Here is a 25,166-nt window from a genome sequence, read left to right as displayed (position 1 = left end):
TCCTTCGCCCGCGGGAACCGCGACGAATCGTGTCATCGCCGCCCGCCCGCGTGGTGACCGGGGCCACCAACGCTCAGGACAGGATCGGCGCCACCGCACGCAGGGTGTTCGCGTCGCCGCGCAGGAGCAGCGTCGTGATCACCGTGTCCTCCCAGCGGGCCAGCTCCTCGCGGATCTTGTCCGGCGGCCCGATCAGCGCGGTGTCCTCGACGAGGCTCGTCGGGATCGCCTGCGCCGCTTCGGCCTTTCGGCCCGCGAGGTAGAGCTCCTGCACCTCGTCCGCGACGTCGGCGTAGCCCAGGCGCGCGAACACGTCGTGGTGGAAGTTCACCTCCTTCGCGCCCATGCCGCCGATGTACAACGCCAGCGACGGCTTCATGAACCCCGCCGCCTGCTCGACGTCGTCGTGCACGATCACCGGAACCGACGCGACCACCTCGAAGTCCGCCGCCGTGTGCCGCGCACCCGGCCGCGCGAAGCCTTCTTCCAGCGCGGCGCGGTAGAACCCGTCGGCCTTGGGCGAGAAGAACAACGGCAGCCAGCCGTCGCCGATCTCGGCCGCCAGCGCCACGTTCTTCGGCCCCTCCGCGGCGAGGTAGACCGGGATCTCCTCGCGCAGCGGGTGCACGGTGGACTTGAGCGGCTTGCCCAGCCCGGTGCCGCCCTTCAGCGGCAGCGGGTAGAACGGGCCCTCGGAGGTCACGGGCTCCTTGCGCGCGATCACCTGCCGCACGATGTCGACGTATTCGCGCGTGCGCGCGAGCGGCTTCGGGTACGGCTGGCCGTACCAGCCCTCGACGACCTGCGGCCCGGACACGCCGAGCCCGAGCACGAACCGCCCGCCCGACAGGTGGTCCAGGGTCAGCGCGCTCATCGCGACCGCCGCCGGCGTCCGCGCGGACATCTGCACGATGTTGGTGCCCAGCTTGATCCGGCTCGTCGAGGCACCCCACCACGCGAGCGGGGTGAACGCGTCCGAGCCGTACGCCTCGGCCGTCCACACCGAATCGAAACCGAGCTCCTCGGCGGCGAGGATCGACTCCAGCGCGCCCTGCGGCGGGCCGGACTGCCAGTAGCCGATGTGGTAGCCGAGCTTCACGGGGCCTCCTGCGGTGAGTAGTGCGTCGGATTGTCCCGCTCGGACAGCGGCGGGAGGGTGCGGGCCGGGATCTCCGGCAGCGGCACGGACTCGCCGCGGGTGGTAGCGGCGGTCGTGCGGCACGAACCGGAAGGCGAGGCCGAGCGGCCGGTGGTGCCGTTCGTCGGTGGCGGACCACGAGTAGCCCAGCCGCTCGCGCACGACCTCCGGGTACGACCCCACCACCGTCCGCCACACGAAACCGCGCGCGAGGACCGCCCTCAGCGGCCGCCACGCCCAGTCCGGCAATAGCCGTTTCGCGAGCGTGCGGTGACATCACCGGCACGCTACGATGTGACAACACGCGTAGTCAATTGAGGGGACGCGATGACCAGGACCTGGGCGGGCACCACGCTGGCCGACCGGCAGGCCGCGCGGCGGGACCGGTTGCTGGCCGCCGCGCTCGACCTGCTGGGCACGGACGGCAGCGCGGCGGTGAGCGTGCGGGCCGTCTGCCGCCGGGCGAAGCTCACCGAGCGCTACTTCTACGAGAGCTTCGCCGACCGGGAGCAGCTCGTGGTCGCGCTCTACGAGCAGGTCGCCGCCGAGCTGCGCCAGGCGCTGGTCGACGCCGTGCCCGACAACCGCGCCGACCCGGTGGCCCGCGCCGAAGCGGCGGTGCACGCGTTCTTCGAGCTGGCCGTGGACGACCCGCGCAAGGGCCGCGTCCTGCTGCTGGCCCCGGTCAGTGACCCTGCGCTGTCCGCGCGCGGGGTGGCCCTGCTGCCCGCGTTCGCCGCGCTGGTGCGCGAACAGCTGCCGGAGCGGATGGCGGCCGACGAGCGGGAGATGACGGCGCTCGGGCTCGTCGGCGCGCTGGCGAACCTGTTCACCGGCCACCTCGCGGGCACGCTCACCGCGTCCCGCGAGCGCCTCATCGCCCACTGCGTCCACCTCCTCGCCAGAGCCGGTTCCTAGGAATGTTTCCAGTCGTGATCTGCGCGGCGGTGCGAGTAGCGGAACCTGAGGCGGCCCCTGGCTCCGGGATCTCCTCATCATGACCGCCAGGTCACCACTTCGGAGCTGTCCTCGCCAGGAGCCACCTCAGAACCCGCAGCGGTGCCGGTTGACGGCCCTACAGCAATCGGCTCCGCCGCTTCGAAAACCTCCTAGCCCCGCTCCGCGACCAGCTGCAGCGCGATGTCGATGATCATGTCCTCCTGGCCGCCGACGTAGCGGTTCTCCCCCACGCGGTACAGGATCTCGTGCGCGGGCACGCCGTAGCGCTCCGCCGCGCGTTCGGCGTGCAGCAGGAAGCTCGAGTACACCCCGGCGAAGCCCTGCACGATCGACGAGCGGTCCATCACCGGCAGGCGCGTGATGTACGGCTTGACCACGTTCTCCGCGGCGTCCATCAGCACGTCCTTGTCCACGCCCGTCCGGACGCCGAGCCGCTCGAACACCGCCGCCAGCACCTCCGTCGGCGAGTTGCCCGCGCCCGCGCCGAGCGCCACCAGCGAACCGTCGATCTGCCGGGCCCCCGCACGGTAGGCGAGCACCGAGTTGGCCACGCCGAAGCTGAGGTTCTGGTGCCCGTGGTAACCGACCTGCGCCTCGCCGCCGAACTCCGCCACCAGCGCCTCGACCCGCTCCGCCGCGTCCTCCAGGATCAGCGCCCCCGCGGAGTCCACGATGTACACGCACTGGCACCCGGCGTCGACCATGATGCGGCCCTGCTTCGCCAGCGCGTCCGGAGTGGACATGTGCGACAGCATCAGGAACCCGACGGTCTCCAGGCCCAGGTTGCGCGCCTCGGTGAAGTGCTGGATCGACACGTCGGCCTCGGTGCAGTGCGTCGCGATGCGCACCGCGCCCGCACCGAGGTCCGCGGCGGCCTTCAGGTCGGTCACCGTGCCCAGCCCCGGCAGCAGCAGCACCGCGATCTTCGCCTGCTTCGCCTCGGCGACCGCGGTCGCGATCAGCTTCCGCTCGTCCACGAGCGAGAAGCCATAGTTGAACGTCGACCCGCCCAGCCCGTCGCCGTGGGTGACCTCGATCAGCGACACCCCGGCGTCGTCGAGCGCCCGCACGGTGTCGCGCACGTTGTCCTCGGTGAACTGATGCGCCATCGCGTGACTGCCGTCCCGCAGCGACGTGTCGACGATCCGCACCTCCCGCCCGTCTTCGGCCCAGCTCATGCCGCCACCGCCTTCCGCCGTGCCACCAGTTCGCCGACACGGGCCGCGGCGGCCGTCATGATGTCGAGGTTCCCCGCGTACGGCGGCAGGTAGTCGCCGTTGCCCGCGACCTCCAGGAACACCGCGACCCGCGCCCTGCCCTGCCACCCCGGCCGCGGGTCGTCGAACTGCGGCGCCGCCTTGAGCGTGTAGCCGGGCACGTACTCCTGCACCGTCGCGACCATGCGCTCGACCGACGCGGTGATCGCGTCGCGGTCGGCGTCCGGGCCGATGGCGCAGAACACCGTGTCGCGCATGATCATCGGCGGCTCGACCGGGTTAATGATGATGATCGCCTTGCCGCGCTCCGCCCCGCCGACCTGCTCGATCCCGCGGGCGGTGGTCTCGGTGAACTCGTCGATGTTCGCGCGCGTCCCCGGCCCCGCCGAGCGCGACGACACCGACGCCACGATCTCCGCGTACGGCACCGGTGTCACGCGCGAAACCGCGTGCACGATGGGGATCGTGGCCTGCCCACCGCAGGTGATCATGTTGAAGTTCGGCGTGTCGAGCTGCTCGGGCTCGGTCACCGCCGGGCACGTGTACGGCGCGACGGCGGCCGGCGTCAGGTCCACCGCCTGGATGCCCGCCTCGGCGTAGCGCGGCGCGTGGGCCAGGTGCGCCTTCGCCGAGGTCGCCTCGAACACCAGCTCCGGCGGCTCGGCGCGGGACAGCAACCAGTCCACGCCCTCGGCGGAGGTCTCCAGGCCCAGCTCCGCGGCCCGCGCGAGCCCCTCCGACGCCGGATCCACCCCGACCATGTAGCGCACGTCCACGAACTCGCTCCGGCGGAGCTTGGCGAGCAGGTCGGTCCCGATGTTGCCGGGACCGACGATCGCCGCGACGGTTTTGCTCATGCCCTTACCCTCCGCCGCGCCGTCGGGCATCATCAACGCATGTGTGCCGCTGAGCGGGACGGCTCCGCGGGCGTGACCGCGGCCCGCCTCGCGGCGCTGCTGAGCGCGTTCGCCGCGGGCGACGACCGGCTCGGGGTGTCCGAGCTGGCCCGGCGCACCGGCATGCCCAAGTCGTCCGCGCACCGGCTGACCCGCCACCTCGTCGCGCAGGGACTGCTCGAAAGGGACGGTGCCGGTGTCCGGCTGGGCCTCAAGCTGTTCGAGATCGGACAGCTCGCCGTGCGCGGCAGCGGGTTCGTCGACGCGGCGCGCCCCTACCTCGCGGACCTGCGCGAAGCCACCCGCAACACCGTCCACCTGGCGGTGCTGGAGGGCACCGAGGTGGTCTACCTCGACATCGTGCGCGGCCCCGACGCGCCGGCGCTGCCGTCGCGCATCGGCGGCCGGTTTCCCGCGCACGCCACGGCCGTCGGAAAAGCGATCATCGCGCACTCTCCCCGTCCGGTGCTGGAGGCGGTAATCTCTGCGGGCCTGCCCCGGGTCGGGCCGCGGACCCTCACCGCACCGGGCCTGTTGCGCAGGCAGCTGACGAAGGTGGGTGAGGAAGGCATCGCGTACGAGCGGGAAGAATCGGTGGCGGGCGTGCTCTGCGTCGCCAGCCCGGTGCTCGACCGGTCGGGAGCCGCGCGGGCGGCCGTCTCGATCTCCGGCTGGAGCAACCGGGTGCGCGCCGAGCGGGTGGCTCCCGCGGTTCGGACCACTGCCCTTACGCTGTCCCGCACGCTCCCTTAACAGCCAGTGCACGCGCCGTCCGCCACTATGCGTGGCGACTCGTGCACTGGACAGGCCCGCGCCAGGCGAAACGGAGGACACCCGTGATCGGCCAGACCACTCAGGTGGACGACCTGCGGCTCGTCGCGCTGCCCAGTGCCGTCAACTGCGCGGACATGTTCGTGCGCTTCGCGCTCGCCGAGTGGTCCCTGCGGTCGCTGATCCCGGAGGCCTCCCGGATCGTGCGGCACCTGGTCGCGGCTTCGGTCGAGGCCAGCGACCCGGGGAGCCCGCGGTTCCTCACCGTGCGGCTGCGGCTGCACGGCGACGCGCTGGTGCTGGAGCTCGACGACGACCTCTCGGGCGAGCCGCCCGAGCTGCCCGGCGCCCAGATCAACGCCGTGAAGCTGCCCGGTTCGCGGCGCAACATGTGGTCGGAGCTGCCGTTGCCCACCGGCATGTCCGCGGCCGCCGTGCCGCTGCCGCAGCGCGCGCCCAACCGCACCCCGGCGGTGGAGTACCAGCCGGAGCAGCCGCGGATGGACGCCGACTCGCAGATCCTGCAGCGCGTCCTGTACGGACTCAACCGCGGCAACGGCGGCTGAGCGTTTTTCAGGCCAGGCCGCGGATCGCGCGGGCCGGCGGCCGCTCGCCGTCGATGGCGGCCACCATTTCGAGCACGTGCCGGGTCTGGCGCACCTCGTGCACGCGGAACACGCGCGCCCCGTCGCGGGCGGCGAGCGCCGTGGCGGCGAGTGTCCCGTCCAGACGGTCGGTCAGCTCCACGCCGAGCGCCTCGCCGACGAAGTCCTTGTTGGACAGTGCCATCAGGACGGGCCAGCCGGTGTCCGTGAGCGCGGCGGCGTGGCGCAGCAGGGCGAGGCTGTGCCAGGTGTTCTTGCCGAAGTCGTGGGTGGGGTCGATCAGCACGCCGCCGCGCGGCACCCCGAGCGCGACCACCTCTTCGGCCCGCCGGGTGGTTTCCTCGATCACCTCGCGCACGAGGTCGTCGTAGCGCACGCGGAAGGGGCGGCTGCGGGGCGCGGCGCCGCCGGTGTGGGAGCAGACGTAGCCGGCGCCGAACTCGGCGGCGACCTCCGCGAGCTTCGGGTCGGCGCCCGCCCACGTGTCGTTGAGCAGGTCCGCGCCGGCCTCGCACGCGGGCCGTCCGACCTCGTGCCGCCACGTGTCGACGCTGATCACGAGGTCCGGGTGGCGGCGGCGGATCTCGGCGACGAACGGCACCACGCGCCGGATCTCCTCGGCGACGCCGACCTCCTGGCCCGGTCCCGCCTTCACGCCGCCGATGTCGACGATGTCGGCCCCTTCGGCGACGGCGCGGTCGACGGCGGCGAGGGCGGGCTCGTCCTCGAACGAGGCGCCGTGGTCGTAGAAGGAGTCGGGGGTGCGGTTGACGATGGCCATGACCAGCGCGCGGTCGCGCACCAGCGGCCTGCCGCGGAATTCGAGTTCGACGAGGGACACCCGCACATTCTGCCCCGGGATCCCGGTTCCGCGAGAACGGGCGTTATAGCCTAAGTTGCTTCCCAGGAGACCCGAAGGGGGTGCACGGATGGCCACTCGTCACGGCCAGGCCGGGCCTGCCGAAGCCTCCAGCAGGGAACGGTTGCTGCAGGCCGCGCTGACCGTGCTCGTCGAACAGGGTGTCGCGGGGCTCACCGTGCGGGGCCTCGCCGGAGCGGCGGGCAGTTCCACCATCGGGGTGTACACCCGGTTCGGCGGCCGGACCGGCGTGCTGGACGCGTTGTACGAGCGCACGTTCGAGCTGCTGCACGAGGAACTGGTGAAGTTGCCCCCGGTGTCCGGCGACCCGCTGCCGGACGTGCTGGCGTTCGCGCGCGCGTACCGGGAGTTCGCACTGGAGAGCCCGGCGCGGTACGCGTTCATGTTCGAGCGCGCAGTGCCGGGCTACGACCCGGACCCCGACCTGCGGATGCTGGCGCAGCGCAACAGCTACGACCTGCTGGTGGAGCGCGTCCGCCCCGCGGCGGGCCCGGTGCTCGACACGGACAGCGCGAGCTACCTCGTGTGGACGACCATGCACGGCCTGGTGAGCCTCGAACTGACCCACCGCGCGCGGACGCCCCCGCCGGGCTGGTTCCTGAAGCCCGGTGACGACTCGTACGGCCACATTTTCCAGGAAGGCATCCTCACGGCCCTCGCCGGTTTGGCGGCGAGGCAGGACCCACCGGGACGCCTCTTCGGGAGGTGATGCCCGCCTGCGGTGGCCGCAGGCCCCGGGGTGCAGGTAGGGCGGAGCGCCAGTGGCCTTGGGTGATGGCCGGAGACGACGCCGAGGGCTGAGCGCGAGCGGCGCGGCGCGGCGCGGCGATGCCGGACACCGTCGACCGGGCAAGCAGGCAAGCAGGCAAGCAGGCAAGCAGGGACAGGCAAACACTGCGGCCCGCCCCTGCCGTTGGCGACGGCGGTGGGACCGTGAGCGCCCAACCGGCGGTCTCGGTCCCACCGCGGTCGCTAGACGCCGAAAAAGCGCTTTCCGCACGCGAGAAAGCGCTTTCTGACTCGACACCGGCACCGCCGGTCGGTCCGGCCGCCGAGAAAGCGCTTTCCGCCTCCGCCCGTCCCGCAACCGGCACCCTCGACCCCGGCGAGAGCAAGCACGCCCCCTCCGCCACCACCGGTGCCCCCTGCCGACACCCCAAAACCAAACGACCCCCGGTTCCGCAGAAGCGGAACCGGGGGTCGTCGAGAGCCGTCAGGCTAGGGCTTGCGCACCTCACGCACCGCCGGAGAGCTTCTCCCGCAGGGCGGCCAGCTGCTCGTCCGAGGCGAGCGTGCCGCCGCTGGACTGGGAGCCCGCGTCCGAGGCCGAGGAGCTGTAGCTCTGCTCGCCCCCGTCGACACCGGTGGCGGCGTCCGCAGCGGCGGCGGCGTCGGCCTCGGCGGCCTTCGCGACCTGGCGCATGTGCGCCTCGTAGCGGGACTGCGCCTCGGCGTACTGGCGCTCCCACTCCTCCCGCTGCTTCTCGTAGCCTTCCTGCCACTCCTGCGTGTCGGGGTCGAAGCCCTCGGGGTAGATGTAGTTGCCCTGGTCGTCGTACTCGGCGGCCATGCCGTACTGGGTCGGGTCGAACTCGGTGTCGGGCGTGACACCCTCGTTCGCCTGCTTCAGCGACAGCGAGATGCGGCGACGCTCGAGGTCGATGTCGATGACCTTGACCATGACCTCGCTGCCGACCTGCACGACCTGCTCCGGGATCTCCACGTGGCGCTCGGCCAGCTCGGAGATGTGCACCAGGCCCTCGATGCCCTCCTCGACGCGGACGAACGCGCCGAACGGGACGAGCTTGGTGACCTTGCCCGGCACGATCTGGCCGATCGCGTGGGTGCGGGCGAACTGGCGCCACGGGTCTTCCTGGGTCGCCTTCAGCGACAGGGACACGCGCTCGCGGTCCATGTCGACGTCCAGCACCTCGACGGTGACCTCCTGGCCGACCTCGACGACCTCGGACGGGTGGTCGATGTGCTTCCAGGACAGCTCCGAGACGTGCACCAGGCCGTCGACGCCGCCGAGGTCCACGAACGCACCGAAGTTGACGATCGAGGACACGACGCCCTTGCGGACCTGGCCCTTGGCGAGGTTGTTGAGGAACTCGCTGCGCACCTCGGACTGGGTCTGCTCGAGGTAGGCCCGCCGCGACAGGACCACGTTGTTGCGGTTCTTGTCCAGCTCGATGATCTTGGCCTCGAGCTCGCGCCCGACGTACGGCTGCAGGTCGCGCACGCGGCGCATCTCGACGAGCGAGGCAGGCAGGAAGCCGCGGAGGCCGATGTCGAGGATCAGGCCGCCCTTGACGACCTCGATGACGGTGCCCTTGACGGGCTCGTCCTTCTCCTTGAGCTCCTCGATCGTGCCCCAGGCGCGCTCGTACTGCGCGCGCTTCTTGGACAGGATCAGGCGGCCTTCCTTGTCCTCCTTCTGGAGGACCAGAGCCTCGACCTCGTCACCGACGCTGACGACCTCGCCGGGGTCGACATCGTGTTTGATCGACAGCTCACGCGAGGGGATGACGCCCTCGGTCTTGTACCCGATGTCGAGCAGCACCTCGTCGCGATCGACCTTGACGATGGTGCCCTCGACGATGTCGCCATCGTTGAAGTACTTGATCGTCTTGTCGATCGCCGCGAGGAAGTCTTCCTCCGACCCGATGTCGTTGATCGCGACCTGCTGGGCCTGCGATCCGGTCGTCGGGACGGTGGTGGTGTCGGTGGTCATTAGGTGGGTTGCTCCGGTAACGGCTTGGAATTAGGAGGGGTGTGCAGTTGCTGGCGCGCGGCGAGCGAGCGACGGCAAACGGTGCTCACGGCCACGTGAACGGGCGCGAAACCCCACCGCCGACGGTGCGCGACCCGGACCCCGGCTTCGAGCTGTGCCGGGAGGAAGGTAGCGCGAACCCACTGCGCTGGAGATATCGTACGCGGCCGGGAGTATGCGGCACAAACAGGGTCACCTCTGCCCGGCCCGCGCCGGGCTGGGACAGAATGCGACCGTGACCGCACAGGACAGGCACGACTCGGCAGAGCACCGGCTGGGCACCGTCGGCGTCGCCGCCCGCCCGGTGGGCGCGCGGGAGGCCACCGCGGCCAATCTGGCCTGGTGGGACGCCGACGCCGACGACTACCAGGCCACCCACGGCGAGTTCCTCGGGGACGCCGAGTTCGTGTGGTGTCCCGAGGGGTTGCGCGAGGCCGACGCCGCCCTGCTGGGCGACGTGCGGGGCAGGCGCGTCGTGGAGATCGGCTGCGGACAGGCGGCGTGCGCGCGCTGGCTGGCCCGCGCGGGCGCGCACCCGGTCGCCCTGGACCTGTCCGGTGGAATGCTTCGTCATGCACTGGAGGCCAACACCCGGACCGGGATCGGTATTCCCCTGCTCCAGGCGAGCGCCGAGGAGCTGCCGCTGGCCACCGCCAGCATGGACGCGGCGTGCTCGGCGTTCGGCGCCCTGCCGTTCGTCGCCTCGCCCCGGACGGTCTTCGAGGAGCTGCACCGGGTGCTGCGCCCCGGCAGCCCGTGGGTGTTCTCGGTGACGCACCCGATGCGCTGGATCTTCCCCGACGACCCGGGCCCGAACGGGCTCACCGCCACCCAGCCGTACTTCGACCGCACCCCGTACGTCGAGGTCGACGCCGAGGGCCGCGCCACCTACGTGGAGTACCACCGGACGCTGGGCGACTGGGTGCGCGCGCTGACGGCCGCGGGCTTCGTGCTGGAGGACCTCGTCGAGCCGGAGTGGCCCGAGGGGCACACCCGCCTGTGGGGGCAGTGGAGCCCGTTGCGCGGCAAGCTCTTCCCCGGCACGGCGATCTTCGTCACCCGCCGGGCCGGCCCGTGATCGGCGAGCGCCTCCTCGCCGCGCAGCGCGCCCGGTTCGCGGCCGCCGACCCGCTCGTGCCCGCCCCGCCGGGGCCGCCGGACGGGGAGCTGCTGACGGCCGCCACCGCCTCCGGCGAGCGGGTCGCCGCCGTGCTGCAGGAGAAGTCCCACGCGCCGCGCACGCTGGACCTGCTGTGGTCGGCGCAGCGGGTGTGGCAGCTGTTCCCGTTCCCCGGCGAGACCGGGACCGAGGGCGTGGACGCGCTGCTGCGGGCGTGGCGGCACCGGATGGACGCCGAGTCGCCGGGCCCGGACTCCGCCTGCACCGTCACCTGGCCCAGCCGGGACGCCGCGGCGATCCGGGCGTTCCTGAACCACGGCATGGTGCCCGCCTCAGTGCTCGCGATCCGCACCGCGCCCCCGCCGCCGGAGGCCACGGCCGACGGCGTCACCGTGCGCCAGGCCCGGCCCGAGGACTTCGAGGAGGTCCTCGACCTGACGGGCCTGACCTTCGACTACACCGCGCTGGTGACCGTGCGCGGGCGGCCGGAGGCGCGCGAGCTGATGACCCCGCAGCTGCGGCGCAACCTCGCCGCGGGCGCGCCGATCTGGCTCGCCGAGACCGCCGGCGTGGCGACGGCGCTCGCGGACTGCGGGTGGATTGACTCCGCGCCCGGCACGTGGGCGGCGGAGCTGCTGCCGCACGGGCACTGGGGGTACGTGAACAACGTGGCCACCCGTCCCGAGGCCCGCGGGCGCGGCGTCGGGCGCGCGCTGATGTCGGTCGTGCACCGCGACTTCGCGCGACGCGGGGCCGTCGGCACGTACCTGTACTACAACCCGACGAACCCGCTGTCCTCGGTGTTCTGGCCCCGGCAGGGCTACCGTCCACTGTGGACGTTCTGGGAGGTCGAGCCCGCCTCGGCGTTGCGCTGACCACATCCGGGGTATCCCGCGTTGCCGGGTGTCTCCGCCCGCCGTATCGTTTGAACTGACCAGTCAGTTCAAATCGAAGAGGTGTGCTCGTGCAGGTGTGCGCGGACAGCGTGACCGTCGCCGGACCCCACGGTCCCGTGCTGCCCCCGACCTCGGTGAAGGTCGAAGAGGGCGGCCTGGAGTTCGTGCACGGGGAGCCCGGGCCCGGCGTGACCGCCTTCGGCCTCGCGCTGACCGGGCGGCTCAAGCCCGCCACCGGCACGGTGACGGTCGACGGTGCGGCCGACGCGGCGAAGCTGCGGCAGTGCTCCGCCGTGGTCGACGCGCCCGGCGTCAGCGAGCCGGAGGACGCGCTGCCGCTGCGTGTCGTCGTCGGTGAGGAGCTCGCGCTGGGCGGGCGCCCCGCCGGCAAGGACGACGTCGCGCGCTGGCTCGCCGAGCACGACGTGGCGGGGCTGGCGAACGTGCGGTTCGAGAACGTCGAGGCGCCCGTCCGCACCCGCCTGCTGACCGAGCTCGCCGCGGGCCGCGAGGGCGTGCGCCTGCTCGTGCTCGACACGCCGGACCGGCACACCAGCGACGTGGACAGCTGGGTGGCCACCGCCCGCGCCCAGGCCGACCGCGGCCTCGCCGTCGTGGTGCTGACGGCCACCACTCCCCCGGCCGCGCTGCCGGCCACCCCCGCCCGGATCGGAGACCCCTCGTGACCAGCTTCCGGATCGCCGCCAACGAGCTGCGCCGGCTCACCGCGGGCAAGCTGCCGAAGCTCGCCATGGCCGCGCTCGTCCTGGTTCCCCTGCTGTACGCGTCGTTCTACCTGTACGCCAACTACGACCCCTACGGCAGGCTGAGCAAGCTGCCCGCCGCGATCGTCAACGAGGACACCGGGGCGCAGAACCGCAACGTCGGGCGGGAGGTGACCGGCGAGGTGGTGAAGTCCGGCACCTTCGGCTGGCACGAGACGTCCGGGGACGAGGCGCAGCAGGGCGTGCGCGACGGCCGGTACTCCTTCGCCATCACGATTCCCGCGAACTTCTCGGCGGCGCTGCTGTCCTCCGGCAACTTCACGCCGGAGCAGGCGACGATCCGGCTGACCACCAACGACGCCAACAACTACCTGTCCCACACGATCGCCGACCAGGTCGCCGAGCAGATCCGCGGCACGATCGCGGAGAAGGTCGGTGCCGAGGCGGCGAACCGGTTCCTCATGGGCTTCTCCACGATCTACGGCAAGACGCAGGAGGCCGCGAACGGCGCCACGCAGCTCGCCGACGGCGCGAACCAGCTGCTCGGCGGGCAGCAGCAACTGGCCGACGGGGCCGGGCAGCTGGCCACGGGCAGCACGCAGCTCTCGGCCGGGCTGAACACGTTGCGCAGCAGCACGGCGGCACTGCCGGCGAAGACGCAGCAGCTCGCGGACGGCGCGGCGCAGGTGTCCGCCGGGAACGCGCAGGTCGCCGCCGTCGGCGCGACCCTGGCGAGCGGGTCGGCGGACCTGCAGCACGAGCTGGACAACGTCGACGACCGGCTCGCGCAGCGGCTGCGCGGCAGCGGCGTGCCGGAGGCGCAGGTCCAGCAGGTGCTGTCGGTGCTGCACGACCTGCGTTCCCCCGTCGACGACGCGAACGCCAAGGTGCAGGACGCGTCGAACCAGCTCGGCCGCCTCGCCGACGGCTCGCGGCAGGTCGCCGCGGGCGCCGCCGCGCTGGCCGCGTCCGCACCCCAGCTGACGGATGGGATCTCGCAGGCCGCGGACGGGGCGAACACGCTGTCCACCGGCGCCGCGAAGCTGGACGACGGCGAGAAGACCGCACTCGACGGCACGCGGCAGCTGTCCACGGGCGCGAACCAGCTGCGGGACGGGCTCAACGAGGGGTTGAAGCAGATTCCGAACCCCAGCGACCCGGCCCGCACGGCGACCGCCGACACGATCGCCGACCCGGTGGCCGTCGACTCGGCCGGGGTCGCGTCGGCGGGCACGTACGGGGCCGGGCTGGCGCCGTTCTTCATCTCGCTGGCGACGTGGATCGGCGCGTTCGTGCTGTTCCTGCTGCTGCGACCGTTGTCGGCGCGGGCGCTCGCCGCCGGGGTCGCGCCGCTGCGGGTCGCGGTCGGCGGCTGGCTGGCGTCGGCGGTGCTGGGGGTGGCGCAGGTGCTGGTGCTGTTCGGGGCGGTGACGTGGCTGGTGGGCATCCACGTGGCGCACCCGCTGGCCGCGATCGGGTTCGCGGTGCTGGCGTCGCTGACGTTCACGGCGATCGTGCACGCGCTGAACGCGATGTTCGGCGCGGTCGGGAAGTTCCTCGGGCTGGTGCTGCTGGTGCTGCAGCTGGTCAGCGCGGGTGGGACGTTCCCGTGGCAGACGCTGCCTGCCGCGCTGTACCCGCTGCACGTGGTGCTGCCCATGGGGTACGTCGTCGACGGGCTGCGGCACCTGCTCTACACCGGGGCGTCGCTGCAGAACCTGCTCGACATCGGGGTGCTGTGTGCTTGGCTGGTGGCCGCGATCGTGATCTCCACGCTCGCCGCGCGCAGGCAGCGCGTGTGGACGGTGTCGAAGCTGCACCCGGAGTTGGTTCTGTGAGCACCAGCAAGCAACGCCTGTTCGAGGCCACCCTGAAGCTCGCGAGCGACCGCGGGCTGGCCGGGCTGACGGTGGACGACATCGCCGCCGAGGCCGGGGTCGCGAAGGGCACGGTGTACTACAACTTCGGCAGCAAGGACGGGCTGATCGACGCCCTGCTGCGCTACGGGCTGGGGCAGCTGGCCGAGCGGCTGCGCGCGCACGCGGACGAGCCCGATCCCGTGACGGGGCTGGAGTCCCTTGTGGACACCGGGCTCGCGTTCGCCGCCGAGTACCGGGGTTTCGCGCAGATCCTGGTGAGCGAGATGTGGCGGACGCCGGGCCAGTGGCACGAGACGCTGGGGCTGCTGCGCGAGCAGATCGTCTCGATCGTCAAGGACCAGCTGCAGCGCGTGGCCGACGCGGGCCGCCTCCCGGAGGGCGTGCAGGTGCCCACCGCGGCGGCGGGCCTGTTCGGCACGCTGCTGGTCGTGGCGCTGGACTGGCAGGTGTTCCAGCCGCACCGCAGCCGCGCCGAGGTGCGGGACTCGGTGCTGCTCCTGCTGCGTGGTCTGGCGCGTTGAGGTGGTGGTGGGCCTGCCCGGGGGTGCGTTCGCTGAGGCGGCAGCCGCCCGGAGAGGGCGGGTGACGCGGCCGCGGAGGCGCGCCTCGTGAAGCGGCTGCCCCGGCGCGGTAGTTCATGACGCCGGGCCGCGGAACGGGCTTCGGGTGGCTCGGTGCACCAGCAAGCGCGGCGGTGGCTTTCGCTCGGCTCAGTGCACGAGCGGGCGGGACTGGCCGACCTGGTGCAGCGAGGCGGACCGGCCCTCCACGGCGCGGGTCACCGCGTGCAGGACGGCCTCGGTCAGCTCGGTGTGCGACAGCGGGCGGTTGTCGTGCAGCTCGGACAGCGTTCCGACCAGCACGAGCTGCGTCGGGTGGGCCGTGAGCAGCGGTTCCGGCTCCTCCGGCGGGCCGCCGATCGTCCGCACCTCCACGGCCGGGGCCAGCGGCGCCAGCAGGGGCTCGCACGCGCCCAGCACCGACCGCCGGTACTGCTCGTGCACCCACGCCACCACCAGATCCGCGGGCCCGCCGAGCGCCGCGCCGGCCTTCGCCGCCAGGTCCCGCGGGCGGGTCCACTCCGCCTCGACCCACAGCGCCCGCCCGGCCGACCGGTCGAAGCCACCGGCCAGAGCCCTGGTACTCCCCCGCCCCGCGAATCGGTCGACACCACCGCCGCCGGCGCCCGCCCGCCCCGCGGGCCCACCGGCCGGGATGCCGCCGTTCGGCAGGTGGCCGCGCGGGCGCAGGGACTTGAGCGCCGCCACTCCCGGTGTCCGCTGTTCCGGCACCGCGAGGGGCCTGTAGCGCCGGCACGGCAGCACCACGTGCCAGCCGTCCCGGACCAGCGTCTCCGCGACCTCCGTCAGCATGCCGGTACCCGCCAGGATGAGCGCTCTCCTGCCCGTCATGACACCACGCTAACCCGGCACTACTCCGATCGCAGGACCCCATACGGGCCCTTTACGCGAAACCCGCTCCCTTCCCGTCACTCGCAGTTCTCACGTCCGCCGAACTCGTGACGCTCGGTGAGACCGAAGAACCATTCACCTGCTCACGCCAACCGGTCCAACAGCCGGGTCGCGTGCAACAGCAGCGCACCGAAGTTGTCGTAGCGATCGTCATCAGGACTGCTGCCATCGCCGGTGAACCACTCGTACGCGGCCCACTCACCGTCCTCCGCCGCTTCGCCCGGATGCAGCAGCCAGCAGACGCCGGGACCGCCGTCATCCCGTGCGACCAACAAGCTCCGCTCGATCAGCTCACGCTCGGGGTCGTCGAGGGCGAAGGTCCAGGCTTCCACGAGATCCGGGTCGCGGTCGGGAAGCCACCCGATCTCGTCCACGGTGAGCAGGTCGACATGGCCTGCATAGCAAAAGCCGTTGCTGGCCAGCAGGAAGTTCCGGTACGTCGGCGGCAGCCGGACGCCGAGCCGCTCCTCGGCGGCCGCGACGGCGTCCTCGCCGGCCGGCTCGTAGCCGATCCACCCCTCACGGTGGACATGGCTCCTGACGAACTCCCCGGCCCCGTTCTTCTCGATCACGCGCAACAGACTCGAGTCGTCCAGGAACTTCGCACTGTAGTCACGCAGGAACTCGCGCCACTCGGTGACACTGAAGGGACGAAGGTCCACGTTCACACTCCTCGGGTCGACCGGCTCGGCGTCGTCAGTGCGCGGCATCGTTCCAGGAGCGGCCGAAGCCGACGGAGACCTCCAGCGGCACCGCCAGCTCGTACGCCGCGCCCATCTCCTTGCGCACCAACGCTTCCACCGCGGCGTGCTCGCCGTCGGCGACCTCCAGCACCAGTTCGTCGTGCACCTGCAGCAGCAGGCGGCTGCGCAGCTCCGACTCCTTGAGGGCGCGCTGCACGTTCAGCATCGCGACCTTGATGATGTCGGCGGCGCTGCCCTGGATCGGGGCGTTGAGCGCCATCCGCTCGGCCATCTCGCGGCGCTGGCGGTTGTCGCTGTTGAGGTCGGGCAGGTAGCGGCGGCGGCCGAAGATCGTCTCGGTGTAGCCGCTCTTGGCCGCCTGCACCACGATGTCGCGCAGGTAGTCGCGCACCCCGCCGAAGCGCTCGAAGTAGTCGTCCATCAGCCCGCGCGCCTCCTCGGTGGAGATGCGCAGCTGGTTGGACAGCCCGTACGCGGACAGGCCGTACGCGAGCCCGTAGTTCATCGCCTTGATCTTGGCCCGCTGCGCGCCGGTGACCTCCGTGGGCTCCACGCCGAACACACGCGCGGCGGTGGCGGCGTGGAAGTCGAAGCCCGACTGGAACGCCTCGATCAGTGCCGCGTCCTCGGACAGGTGGGCCATGATCCGCATCTCGATCTGGCTGTAGTCCGCGGTCATCAGCTCCGCGTACTCCGGGCCGACGACGAAGGCGTCGCGGATGCGGCGGCCCTCGTCGGTGCGGATCGGGATGTTCTGCAGGTTCGGGTCCACAGAGGACAGTCGTCCGGTGGCCGCGATGGTCTGGTGCAGCGTGGTGTGGATGCGCCCGTCGTCGGCGATCGACTTGATCAGCCCCTCGACGGTGACGCGCAGCCGGGTGGCGTCGCGGTGCTCCAGGAGGTGCTGCAGGAACGGGTGCTCGGTCTTCTCGAACAACGTCTGCAGCGCGTCGGCGTCGGTGGTGTAGCCGGTCTTGGTGCGCTTGGTCTTCGGCATCGCCAGCTCGTCGAACAGCACGACCTGCAGCTGCTTCGGCGAACCGAGGTTGATCTGCTTGCCGATGACCCGGAACGCGTCGGCCTCGGCCTGGCGCACGCGGCTCGCGTAGTGCGACTCCAGCTCGGTCAGCTGGTCGAGGTCGACCGCGATGCCCGCGGCCTCCAGCTCGGTGATGACCTCCAGCAGCGGCAGCTCGATCCGCTGCAGCAGCTCCCGGCCGCCGATCTTGCCCAGCTCCTCCACCAGCGCCTCGGCCAGCTCGGCGACCGCGCGGGCGCGCACCAGCTCCGCCTGCACCACCTTCTGGTCGCCGTCGTCGGAGTCGAGCAGCGACAGCTGCCCGTCGTCGTCGCCGTCCTCCGAGCGCAGCTCGCGCTGCAGGTACCGCAGCACGAGGTCGTCGAGCTCGAAGGAGCGCTGACCCGGGCGCACGAGGTACGCCGCCAGCTCGGTGTCCAGGTGCAGCCCGGCGAAGCGCCAGCCGCGGGCGAGCACCGCGTGCAGCGGGACCTTGAGCGAGTGGCCCGCCTTGAGCATCTCCGGGTCCGCCAGCCAGGCGGCGAGCGCCTTCTCGTCCGACTCGTCCAAAGTGGACAGGTCGATGTACGCGCCCTGTCCGTCCGGCGCGGCGAGCGTGAGCGACTGCGCGTCGGCGGCCACCGAGGCGCCGGTGGTGCGGAAGGACATCCCGACCGGCTTGCCCGCCTCGACGTGCTCTTCGAGCCAGGCGGCCAGTGCGCCCGTCGGCACCGCCTCACCGGCCACCTCGAAGCCCTGCTCCGCCTCCGGCTCGGCGCTCTGCAGCGTGGCGAACAGCCTGTCGCGCAGCACCCGGAACTCCAGCTCGTCGAACAGCCGGTGCACCGCGTCGCGGTCCCACGGCCGCAGCGCCAGCTCCTCCGGCGTGGCGTCCAGCGGCACGTCCCGCACCAGCTCGGTGAGGCGCCGGTTGAGCATCACCGAGTCCAGGTGCGCCCGCAGCGCGTCGCCGACCTTGCCCTTCACCTCGTCGACCCGGTCGATCAGCGTGCCCAGCGAGCCGAACTGCTGGATCCACTTGGTGGCGGTCTTCTCGCCGACGCCGGGGATGCCGGGCAGGTTGTCCGACGGGTCGCCGCGCAGCGCCGCGAAGTCCGGGTACTGCTCGGGGGTCAGGCCGTACTTGTCGTTGACGCCCGCCGGGTCGTAGCGCACCAGGTCGGACACGCCCTTGCGCGGGTAGAGCACCGTGACGAACTCGCTGACCAGCTGCAGCGCGTCCCGGTCACCGGTGCAGATGAGCACGTCGAAGTTCTCGCCCACGGCCTGCGTGGTGAGGGTGGCGATGATGTCGTCGGCCTCGAAGCCCTCCTTGGCCAGCACCGGGATGCCCAGCACCCCGAGCACCTCCTTGACGAGGTCGACCTGGCCCTTGAAGTCGTCGGGGGTGGCCGAGCGGCCGGCCTTGTACTCCGCGTACGTCTCCGAGCGGAACGTCTGCCGCGACACGTCGAACGCCACCGCGAGGTGGGTGGGCTGCTCGTCGCGCAGCAGGTTGATGAGCATGGAGGTGAACCCGAAGACGGCGTTGGTGACCTGCCCCGTCTTGGTCTTGAAGTTCTCCGCGGGCAGGGCGAAGAACGCCCGGTAGGCCATGGAGTGGCCGTCGATCAGCAACAGCCGCGGCCGCTCGGAGCGGGGCAGTGTCGCTGTGGCGTTCGCTACGGATCGGTTCTGACTGGGGCTCACGGGAGCGAGTCTAGGGTGAGGGTCTGACAGTCTCGATTGAGGAGCCGTGCGTGACCGAACACCTGTCGGAGGACTTCCGTGAGCGGATGGCGGGCCTCGACCCCAGCCAGCAGCTCAACGACAAGCTGGGGATCAGCCTCGCCGAGGTGAGCCCCGAGCGGGTGGTCGGCACCATGCCGGTCGACGGCAACCGCCAGCCGTACGGGCTGCTGCACGGTGGCGCCAACGCAGTGCTCGCGGAGGCGCTGGGCAGCACGGTCGCCGCGCTCAACGCCGGCAGCGACAAGATGACCGTGGGCTTCGAGCTCTCCTGCACGCACCACCGCGGGGTGAGCGAAGGGGTGGTCACGGGCACCGCCGTGCCGCTGCACGTCGGGCGCACCACGATCACCACGGAGATCGTGCTGACGGACGAAGCCGGGCGGCGCACGTGCACCGCCCGGCTCAGCTGCATCGTCCGGGACTACCCGAAGGGATGACCCCGGCCGCCGTCAGGCGACGCCGAGGTACGCCTCCTTCACACTGCTGTCGGCCAGCAGCTCGCGGCCGGTGCCCTGCCGGGTGATCCGGCCGGTCTCCAGCACGTACGCGCGGTGCGCCCGCGAGAGCGCCTGCTGCGCGTTCTGCTCGACCAGCAGCACCGTCGTGCCCTGCTGGTTGATCTCCGTGACGATCCGGAAGATCTGCGCGATGAACTGCGGCGCGAGCCCCATCGACGGCTCGTCCAGCAGCAGCAGCTTCGGCTTCGCCATCAGCGCGCGGCCGATCGCGAGCATCTGCTGCTCACCACCCGACAGGGTGCCGCCGGGCTGGGTGCGCCGCTCCTTCAGCCGCGGGAACAGGTCGAAGACCCGGTCCAGGTCCGGCTGCAGGTTCTTGCGGTCCTTGCGGGCGTAGGCGCCCATGTCGAGGTTCTCGGCGACCGTCATGCCCGGGAACACGCCGCGGCCCTCGGGCACCTGGGAGATGCCGCGCACGACCCGCAGGTCCGCGCGCAGCTTCGTGATGTCCTCACCCGCGAACGTGATCGAGCCGGCCGACAGCGGTCGGATGCCGGAGATCGCGCGCATGGTGGTGGACTTGCCGGCGCCGTTCGCGCCGATGAGGGCCACGATCTCGCCCTCCCCCACCGTGATGGACAGCTCGGACACGGCCTGGATGCGGCCGTAGTGCACCGAGACCCCGGACAGCTCAAGCAGCGTCATCGTCAGGCACTCCCAGGTAGGCGGCGATGACCGCGGGGTTCTCCCGGATCTGCGCCGGCAGTCCTTCGGCGATCTTCTTCCCGAACTCGAGGACGACGATCCGGTCGGTCACGCCCATGACGAGTTTCATGTCGTGCTCGATGAGCAGGACGGTGTAGCCGTCGGAGCGGATCCGCCGGATCAGCTCCATCAGCTCCTCCTTCTCGGCCGGGTTGAAGCCCGCCGCGGGCTCGTCGAGGCACAGCAGCTTCGGCTCGGTCGCCAGCGCGCGGGCGATCTCCAGCCGCCGCTGGTAGCCGTACGGGAGGTTCTTCGCCTTGTCCGCGGCGCGGTCGGCGATCCCGACGAACTCCAGCAGCGCCATGGCCCGCTCGACCGACTGCCGCTCCTCGTGGTGGTGGCGCGGCAGCCGCAGCAGGGCACCGAGCACGCTCGTCTTCGCCCGCGCGTCGGCGCCGACGACGACGTTCTCCAGCGCCGTCATCTCATCGAACAGGCGGATGTTCTGGAACGTGCGGGCGATGCCCAGCTGGGTGATGCGGTGCCGGGACGACTTGCCCAGCGGCTTGTCCTCCAGCAGCACCCGGCCCGAGGTGGGCCGGTAGACGCCGGTCATCACGTTGAAGCATGTGGTCTTGCCCGCGCCGTTCGGCCCGATCAGGCCGAGGATCTCGCCGCGGCGGATACCGAAGGAGACCGAGTCGAGCGCGGTCAGGCCGCCGAACTTCAGTGTGACGTCGTCGAGCTGCAGCAGCGTCTGCCCGACCTCGACCTGCATGTCGCGGTCCGGCGCGACGGCCTCGGCGACCTCCGCCTCGTGCTCGGCGCGCTCGGCGGCGCTCATCCGGGCGACCTCCGCGACGAGGCCGCCCAGCTCCGTGGTCTGCTCGTTCGGCTCGGTCATCGGGTACCTCCCGGCTCGCTCGCCAGCGCGCTGTCACCGCTGAGCTGCTCCGGCCTGCCGATGAGCCGCTGGTAGGCCTGGCGGCCCTTGGCCAGCAGCCGCTGGCGGGCGCCGAGCAGGCCCTGCGGGCGGAAGATCATCAGGACGATCAGCGCGATGCCGAAGATGAGGTAGTTGTACTCGGCGATCTGGACGAACCGCAGCGGCAGGTACGCCACGACGACCGCGCCCAGCATCACGCCGACCTTGTTGCCCGCGCCGCCGAGCACCACCGCGGCGAGGAACAGCATGGAGGTCACCACGTCGAACGACTGGTTGTTCACGAAGCCGACCTTGCCGGCGTAGAGCGCGCCGGACAGGCCGCCGATCGCGGCGCCGATGACGAACGCCCAGATCTTGAACTTGTAGGTCGCCACGCCCATGATCTCGGCGACGTCCTCGTCCTCGCGGATGGCCACCCACGCCCGGCCGACGCGGGAGCGTTCGAGGTTCCCCACCAGCAACAGGATCCCGATGATGATGGTGACGGTCAGCCAGTACCACTGGGTGGCGTTGCCGAAGAACGGCGTGCCCTGGTTGTCCGTCGCCACGGCCTGGAACCCGGACTGCCCGCGCAGCGGGGCCACGTTGTCCGCGATCAGGCGGATGATCTCGCCGAAGCCGAGGGTCACGATCGCCAGGTAGTCCCCGCGCAGCCGCAGCGTCGGCGTGCCGAGGATGACCCCGAAGACCATCGTGACCACCATCGCCAGCGGCAGCGTCCACAGGTAGGGCAGCTTGTGCAGCGACGAGTTCGGGCTGGTGAACAGCGCCGCGACGTACGCGCCGACGGCGAAGAACCCGACGTAGCCCAGGTCCAGCAGCCCGGCCTGGCCGACCACGACGTTGAGCCCGATCGCCACCAGCGCGTAGCGGGCGACATCGAACATCGCGGTCGGGAAGTCGGTGCCCGTGGTCGCGAGGATCGGCGGGTTGAGCACGGGCAGGAAGTAGATCAGCACGACCAGCGGAACGAGGATCGCCCACTGCGCGGGGCGGGAAAGCGCGTTCCAGCGCTCGCGGAGGTTGTTCATACCCTTGCCTTCCCCAGCGACTCGCCCAGGATCCCGGTGGGCCGGAACATCAGGACGACCACCAGCACGACGAACGCGACGACGTCCTTCCACTCGCCGCCGAACAGCGACTGGCCGTAGTTCTCCACCAGGCCCAGCAGGAAACCGCCGACGAGCGCGCCGCGCAGGTTGCCGATGCCGCCGAGCACGGCCGCGGCGAACGCCTTGATACCCAGCAGGAACCCGCCGTTGTAGATGGCGCCCTGCGGGATGCGCATCATGTAGAACAGCGCCGCCGCGCCGGCGAGCAGCCCCCCGACGAGGAACGTGACCACGATGACGCGTTCCTTGTTCACGCCCATGAGGGTCGCGGTGTCGGGGTCCTGCGCGACGGCGCGGATGCCGCGGCCCAGGCGCGTGCGGTTGACGAAGCGGTCGGCGACGAACCACAGCAGGATCGCGGCCACGAAGAGCACGATCTGCACGTTGGTCACGGCGGCGCCGAAGAGCTTGAACACCGGGTGCGGCTGCAGCAGCCGGATCTGCGGCTGCTGGTTGAGGCCGAAGATCAGCTTCAGCGCCTGCTGGATCGCGAACGACGCGCCGATGGCGGTGATCAGGAAGACCAGCCGGGGCGCGTTGCGGTTGCGCAGCGGGCGGTACGCGACGCGTTCGAGCGCGACGGCGGTGGCGCCGGAGACGGCCATCGCGGCGATACCGGCGATGGCGAGGTAGAGGATGATCTCGAAGACGGACAGCTCCGGTGTGGCACCGGCGCGGAAGCCCAGCACGTAGAAGGTGAGCCAGGTGGCGAAAGCGCCCACCACGAACACTTCCGAGTGGGCGAAGTTGATGAGCTTGAGCACGCCGTAGACGAGCGTGTAGCCCAGGGCGATCAGTGCGTAGATCCCCCCGAGCGAGAGCCCGTCGACGGTGTTGTTCCAGAACTGGTCCGCCAGGCCCGAGACGTCGAACTGGATCCAGCTGTCGGTCTGGGCGAGGGCAGCGGTCATCGCGGGGTGCAAGGGTTCACTCTATTCCCGGGTACGGAGATCGGGCATGCACGCGGCGGTGGCCGCGTGCATGCCCGGCGTCGGTCGGTTGCGTCAGCTGATCTGGCCGTTGTTGACGATCTTGCCGTTCTCCACCCGGTAGCTCCAGACCGGCGTGTCGGACAGCTCGCCCTTGGCGTCCCACTTGAAGTGCTTGGTGAGGCCCTGGCCGTCGTAGTTCTTGACGTAGTTCAGCAGGCCGGCACGGTCCTTGATGCCCGAGTCGATGCCCTTGAGCATGATCGTGGTGACGTCGTAGCCCTCGGGCGAGTAGGTGCCCGGGTCGGCGCCCTCGGTCTGCTTGAAGGCGGCGGTGAAGTCCTTGAAGTTGTCCGCCGGGACACAGGGGCAGGTGAAGTAGGCGTTGTTCGCGCCCGCACCGGCACCCTTGATGAACTCGTCGTCCTTCACACCGTCCGGACCGACGAACTTCGCGGTGACACCCTTGTCGTTGAGCTGCTGGGCGAACGGCGCCGCTTCCTGGTAGTACCCGGCGTAGAAGATGGCGTCCGGGCTCTCGGTGGAGAGCTTGTTGACCACGGCAGAGAAGTCGGTCTGCTTCTGCTTGACCTTGTCCGAGCAGGTGGCCTTGGCGCCCAGCGCCTGGGTGACCTGCGCGGCGAGACCGGTGCCGTACTCCGAGTCGTCCTCGATGACGCAGATCTTGTTGGCCTTGAGGGTCTCGGTGAGGAACTTCGCGGCGGCGGGGCCCTGCACGGCGTCGTTGCCCATGCCGCGGAAGAAGGTCTTCCAGCCGTTGTTGGCCAGGCCCGGGTTGGTGGCCGACGGCGAGATGGTGACCAGGCCGGCCTGGTTGAACAGGCCGCCGGCGGCCTTCGACTCGCCGGAGAACGGCAGGCCGATGACGCCGATGATGTCGGCCTCGTTGATGACCTGGGTGACGATGCCGGGCGCCTGGTCGGGCTTGCCCTGCGTGTCGAACGGCTTGAGGGTGACCTGGCAGTTCGGGTTGGCCTGGTTGTGCTGCTTCACGGCCAGGTCGGCGCCACGAAGGATGTTCTGGCCCAGCGCGGCGCTGTCGCCGTTGATCGTGCCCGCGTACGCCAGCGAGACGCCCGAGCAGACGGCCTTGCCGTCGCCCGCGGGGTTGGCCGCGTTCGCCGCCTGCGAGGGAGCGGCCGCCGAGCCCGTGGTGTCGCTCGACGAGCCTCCGTTATCCCGCGCCGCGCAGGAGCCCAGGGCGAGCGACGCCGCGGCCGCCAGCACGATGACTCCGGTGAGTCGTGCTCTTGACACTCGTTTTCCTCCCAATGCCCGTTGGCCGCCAAGGTGTGCGACCGTTCCCCATTGCCGGGAACCTGACTGGCCGCAAAACGTAGCCGCCTCGGGGCGCGCTGCACAGCGCTGCAGACCGTCTTGTGTTCAGATCGTGACGGTCCGCTGGGAAGTTGCCCCAAGATTTACACCCGGTTGCCCTAAGAGGACAACCGGGTGGTGACGAACAGTAATGAGTCGCTCATCCGAGCGGGTTAACCAGCTAGCGCTGACCGATGCTTTCGACTACGGCCTGTGCCACGGCCTTCATGGTGGTGCGCCGGTCCATCGCCGTGCGCTGGATCCACCGGAAGGCGTCCGGCTCGGTGAGGCCCTGCTGGGTCATCAGCAGGCCCTTGGCGCGGTCGATGACCTTGCGGGTCTCCAGCCGGTCGGTGAGGCCCGCGACCTCGGCCTCGAGCGCCTGCAGCTCGGAGAACCGGCTGATGGCGAGCTCGATGGCGGGCACGAGGTCCCGCTTGTTGAAGGGTTTGACCAGGTAGGCCATGGTGCCCGCGTCCCGGGCCCGCTCGACCAGGTCGCGCTGGCTGAACGCGGTCAGGATCACGACGGGCGCGATCCGGTCGCCGGTGATCTTCGACGCCGCTTCGATGCCGTCGAGTTTCGGCATCTTGACGTCCAGGATCACCAGGTCGGGCTTGAGCTCGGCGGCGAGCTTGATGGCTTCCTCGCCGTCGCCGGCCTCGCCGACCACCTGGTAGCCCTCTTCGCGCAACATCTCGACCAGGTCGAGCCTGATGAGTGCCTCGTCCTCGGCGACGAGCACCCGACGCTGCGGCTCGGTGGCGACACCGTTGGCCTCGGCAGCCTGTTCGGTCACCGGGGTCCTCCTGCGTGCTCGACGGAATGGGTGGGTGCGGTACAACCGCAGGTCCGAGCCTACCCGGAACGA

At 71.1% G+C, this 25,166-nt stretch carries 24 protein-coding genes and 1 pseudogene; 10 read left to right on the top strand and 15 right to left on the bottom strand.

Going from position 1 to position 25,166, the window contains the following annotated elements; all coding sequences use genetic code 11:
* Window positions 1-73: 73 nt before the first annotated feature.
* The gene (locus tag FHX82_RS19615; protein WP_145935650.1) at window positions 74-1,099 is read right to left on the bottom strand and encodes an LLM class F420-dependent oxidoreductase; all 1,026 of its coding nucleotides are present in this window, start codon (window positions 1,097-1,099) and stop codon (window positions 74-76) included.
* Between the two features lie 186 nt (window positions 1,100-1,285).
* Window positions 1,286-1,336, bottom strand: a pseudogene (locus FHX82_RS38025) (hypothetical protein); the annotation flags it as partial.
* Window positions 1,337-1,465: 129 nt separating this feature from the next.
* Here FHX82_RS38025 and FHX82_RS19610 point away from each other — a divergent pair.
* Entirely contained in the window at window positions 1,466-2,056 is a 591-nt protein-coding gene (locus tag FHX82_RS19610; protein ID WP_145935624.1) for a TetR/AcrR family transcriptional regulator, read from the top strand.
* Window positions 2,057-2,247: 191 nt separating this feature from the next.
* On the opposite strand, the gene dmpG is transcribed toward FHX82_RS19610, so the two are convergent.
* Window positions 2,248-3,276: a 4-hydroxy-2-oxovalerate aldolase gene (dmpG, locus tag FHX82_RS19605; RefSeq protein WP_145935623.1), complete on the bottom strand. Its 1,029-nt coding sequence runs from the start codon at window positions 3,274-3,276 to the stop codon at window positions 2,248-2,250.
* On the bottom strand, window positions 3,273-4,172 hold the full coding sequence (locus tag FHX82_RS19600) for an acetaldehyde dehydrogenase (acetylating) (protein WP_145935622.1): 900 nt from the start codon (window positions 4,170-4,172) through the stop codon (window positions 3,273-3,275). The genes dmpG and FHX82_RS19600 overlap by 4 nt, the downstream gene beginning before the upstream one ends.
* A 39-nt stretch (window positions 4,173-4,211) precedes the next feature.
* Between FHX82_RS19600 and FHX82_RS19595 the strand changes: the two genes are divergently transcribed.
* Together FHX82_RS19595 and FHX82_RS19590 are read left to right on the top strand one after the other, a co-directional pair.
* Window positions 4,212-4,964 carry an IclR family transcriptional regulator gene (locus tag FHX82_RS19595; RefSeq protein ID WP_145935621.1) on the top strand — a complete coding sequence of 251 codons (753 nt, stop codon included), beginning with the start codon at window positions 4,212-4,214 and terminating at the stop codon, window positions 4,962-4,964.
* An 83-nt stretch (window positions 4,965-5,047) separates the two neighbouring features.
* On the top strand, window positions 5,048-5,548 hold the full coding sequence (locus tag FHX82_RS19590) for a hypothetical protein (protein ID WP_145935620.1): 501 nt from the start codon (window positions 5,048-5,050) through the stop codon (window positions 5,546-5,548).
* Between the two features lie 7 nt (window positions 5,549-5,555).
* Here the strand turns inward: FHX82_RS19590 and folP are convergent, their stop codons facing one another.
* Window positions 5,556-6,368: a dihydropteroate synthase gene (folP, locus tag FHX82_RS19585; protein WP_145935649.1), complete on the bottom strand. Its 813-nt coding sequence runs from the start codon at window positions 6,366-6,368 to the stop codon at window positions 5,556-5,558.
* A gap of 148 nt (window positions 6,369-6,516) precedes the next feature.
* On the opposite strand from folP, the gene FHX82_RS19580 reads away from it, so the two are divergent.
* On the top strand, window positions 6,517-7,176 hold the full coding sequence (locus FHX82_RS19580) for a TetR/AcrR family transcriptional regulator (RefSeq protein WP_145935619.1): 660 nt from the start codon (window positions 6,517-6,519) through the stop codon (window positions 7,174-7,176).
* A 525-nt stretch (window positions 7,177-7,701) separates the two neighbouring features.
* On the opposite strand, the gene rpsA is transcribed toward FHX82_RS19580, so the two are convergent.
* On the bottom strand, window positions 7,702-9,201 hold the full coding sequence (gene rpsA, locus FHX82_RS19575) for a 30S ribosomal protein S1 (RefSeq protein WP_145935618.1): 1,500 nt from the start codon (window positions 9,199-9,201) through the stop codon (window positions 7,702-7,704).
* A 274-nt stretch (window positions 9,202-9,475) separates the two neighbouring features.
* Here rpsA and FHX82_RS19570 point away from each other — a divergent pair, with 274 nt between their 5' ends.
* The 5 genes from FHX82_RS19570 (at window position 9,476) to FHX82_RS19550 (ending at window position 14,382) form a co-directional block, all read left to right on the top strand.
* On the top strand, window positions 9,476-10,318 hold the full coding sequence (locus tag FHX82_RS19570; protein WP_373308604.1) for a class I SAM-dependent methyltransferase: 843 nt from the start codon (window positions 9,476-9,478) through the stop codon (window positions 10,316-10,318).
* A complete protein-coding gene (locus FHX82_RS19565) occupies window positions 10,315-11,235 on the top strand; it encodes a GNAT family N-acetyltransferase (protein WP_229880628.1) in 921 nt (306 codons plus the stop codon). The genes FHX82_RS19570 and FHX82_RS19565 overlap by 4 nt, the downstream gene beginning before the upstream one ends.
* An 89-nt stretch (window positions 11,236-11,324) precedes the next feature.
* Window positions 11,325-11,942, top strand: a complete 618-nt coding sequence (locus FHX82_RS19560; protein ID WP_145935615.1) for an ABC transporter ATP-binding protein — start codon at window positions 11,325-11,327, stop codon at window positions 11,940-11,942.
* A complete protein-coding gene (locus FHX82_RS19555; protein ID WP_145935614.1) occupies window positions 11,939-13,819 on the top strand; it encodes a YhgE/Pip domain-containing protein in 1,881 nt (626 codons plus the stop codon). Before FHX82_RS19560 ends, FHX82_RS19555 begins: the two co-directional genes overlap by 4 nt.
* On the top strand, window positions 13,816-14,382 hold the full coding sequence (locus FHX82_RS19550; protein ID WP_145935613.1) for a TetR/AcrR family transcriptional regulator: 567 nt from the start codon (window positions 13,816-13,818) through the stop codon (window positions 14,380-14,382). Before FHX82_RS19555 ends, FHX82_RS19550 begins: the two co-directional genes overlap by 4 nt.
* A gap of 189 nt (window positions 14,383-14,571) precedes the next feature.
* On the opposite strand, the gene FHX82_RS19545 is transcribed toward FHX82_RS19550, so the two are convergent.
* The 3 genes from FHX82_RS19545 to polA form a co-directional block, all read right to left on the bottom strand.
* Window positions 14,572-15,273 (bottom strand): Rossmann-fold NAD(P)-binding domain-containing protein, encoded by a 702-nt coding sequence (locus FHX82_RS19545; RefSeq protein ID WP_229880626.1) that lies wholly within the window; start codon window positions 15,271-15,273, stop codon window positions 14,572-14,574.
* Between the two features lie 143 nt (window positions 15,274-15,416).
* Entirely contained in the window at window positions 15,417-15,995 is a 579-nt protein-coding gene (locus tag FHX82_RS19540; RefSeq protein ID WP_221216169.1) for an SMI1/KNR4 family protein, read from the bottom strand.
* A 34-nt stretch (window positions 15,996-16,029) separates the two neighbouring features.
* Entirely contained in the window at window positions 16,030-18,765 is a 2,736-nt protein-coding gene (gene polA, locus FHX82_RS19535) for a DNA polymerase I (protein WP_145935611.1), read from the bottom strand.
* A 50-nt stretch (window positions 18,766-18,815) separates the two neighbouring features.
* On the opposite strand from polA, the gene FHX82_RS19530 reads away from it, so the two are divergent.
* Complete coding sequence (locus FHX82_RS19530; RefSeq protein WP_373308603.1) at window positions 18,816-19,244, top strand: hotdog fold thioesterase; 429 nt, start codon at window positions 18,816-18,818, stop codon at window positions 19,242-19,244.
* A gap of 12 nt (window positions 19,245-19,256) precedes the next feature.
* On the opposite strand, the gene FHX82_RS19525 is transcribed toward FHX82_RS19530, so the two are convergent.
* The 6 genes from FHX82_RS19525 to FHX82_RS19500 form a co-directional block, all read right to left on the bottom strand.
* Entirely contained in the window at window positions 19,257-19,970 is a 714-nt protein-coding gene (locus FHX82_RS19525; protein WP_145935610.1) for an ABC transporter ATP-binding protein, read from the bottom strand.
* Window positions 19,957-20,874, bottom strand: coding sequence for an ABC transporter ATP-binding protein (locus FHX82_RS19520; RefSeq protein WP_145935609.1), 918 nt, complete (start codon window positions 20,872-20,874; stop codon window positions 19,957-19,959). Before FHX82_RS19520 ends, FHX82_RS19525 begins: the two co-directional genes overlap by 14 nt.
* Window positions 20,871-21,947, bottom strand: coding sequence for a branched-chain amino acid ABC transporter permease (locus FHX82_RS19515; protein WP_145935608.1), 1,077 nt, complete (start codon window positions 21,945-21,947; stop codon window positions 20,871-20,873). The genes FHX82_RS19520 and FHX82_RS19515 overlap by 4 nt, the downstream gene beginning before the upstream one ends.
* On the bottom strand, window positions 21,944-22,939 hold the full coding sequence (locus FHX82_RS19510; RefSeq protein ID WP_145935646.1) for a branched-chain amino acid ABC transporter permease: 996 nt from the start codon (window positions 22,937-22,939) through the stop codon (window positions 21,944-21,946). Before FHX82_RS19510 ends, FHX82_RS19515 begins: the two co-directional genes overlap by 4 nt.
* A 93-nt stretch (window positions 22,940-23,032) precedes the next feature.
* Window positions 23,033-24,205: a branched-chain amino acid ABC transporter substrate-binding protein gene (locus FHX82_RS19505; RefSeq protein WP_145935645.1), complete on the bottom strand. Its 1,173-nt coding sequence runs from the start codon at window positions 24,203-24,205 to the stop codon at window positions 23,033-23,035.
* Window positions 24,206-24,476: 271 nt separating this feature from the next.
* Complete coding sequence (locus tag FHX82_RS19500; RefSeq protein ID WP_145935607.1) at window positions 24,477-25,094, bottom strand: ANTAR domain-containing response regulator; 618 nt, start codon at window positions 25,092-25,094, stop codon at window positions 24,477-24,479.
* Window positions 25,095-25,166: the final 72 nt, after the last annotated feature.

Source organism: Amycolatopsis bartoniae (genome assembly GCF_014191255.1).
Taxonomy (GTDB): Bacteria; Actinomycetota; Actinomycetes; order Mycobacteriales; family Pseudonocardiaceae; genus Amycolatopsis_E; species Amycolatopsis_E bartoniae.
This window is presented reverse-complemented; position numbering and strand designations above follow the sequence as displayed.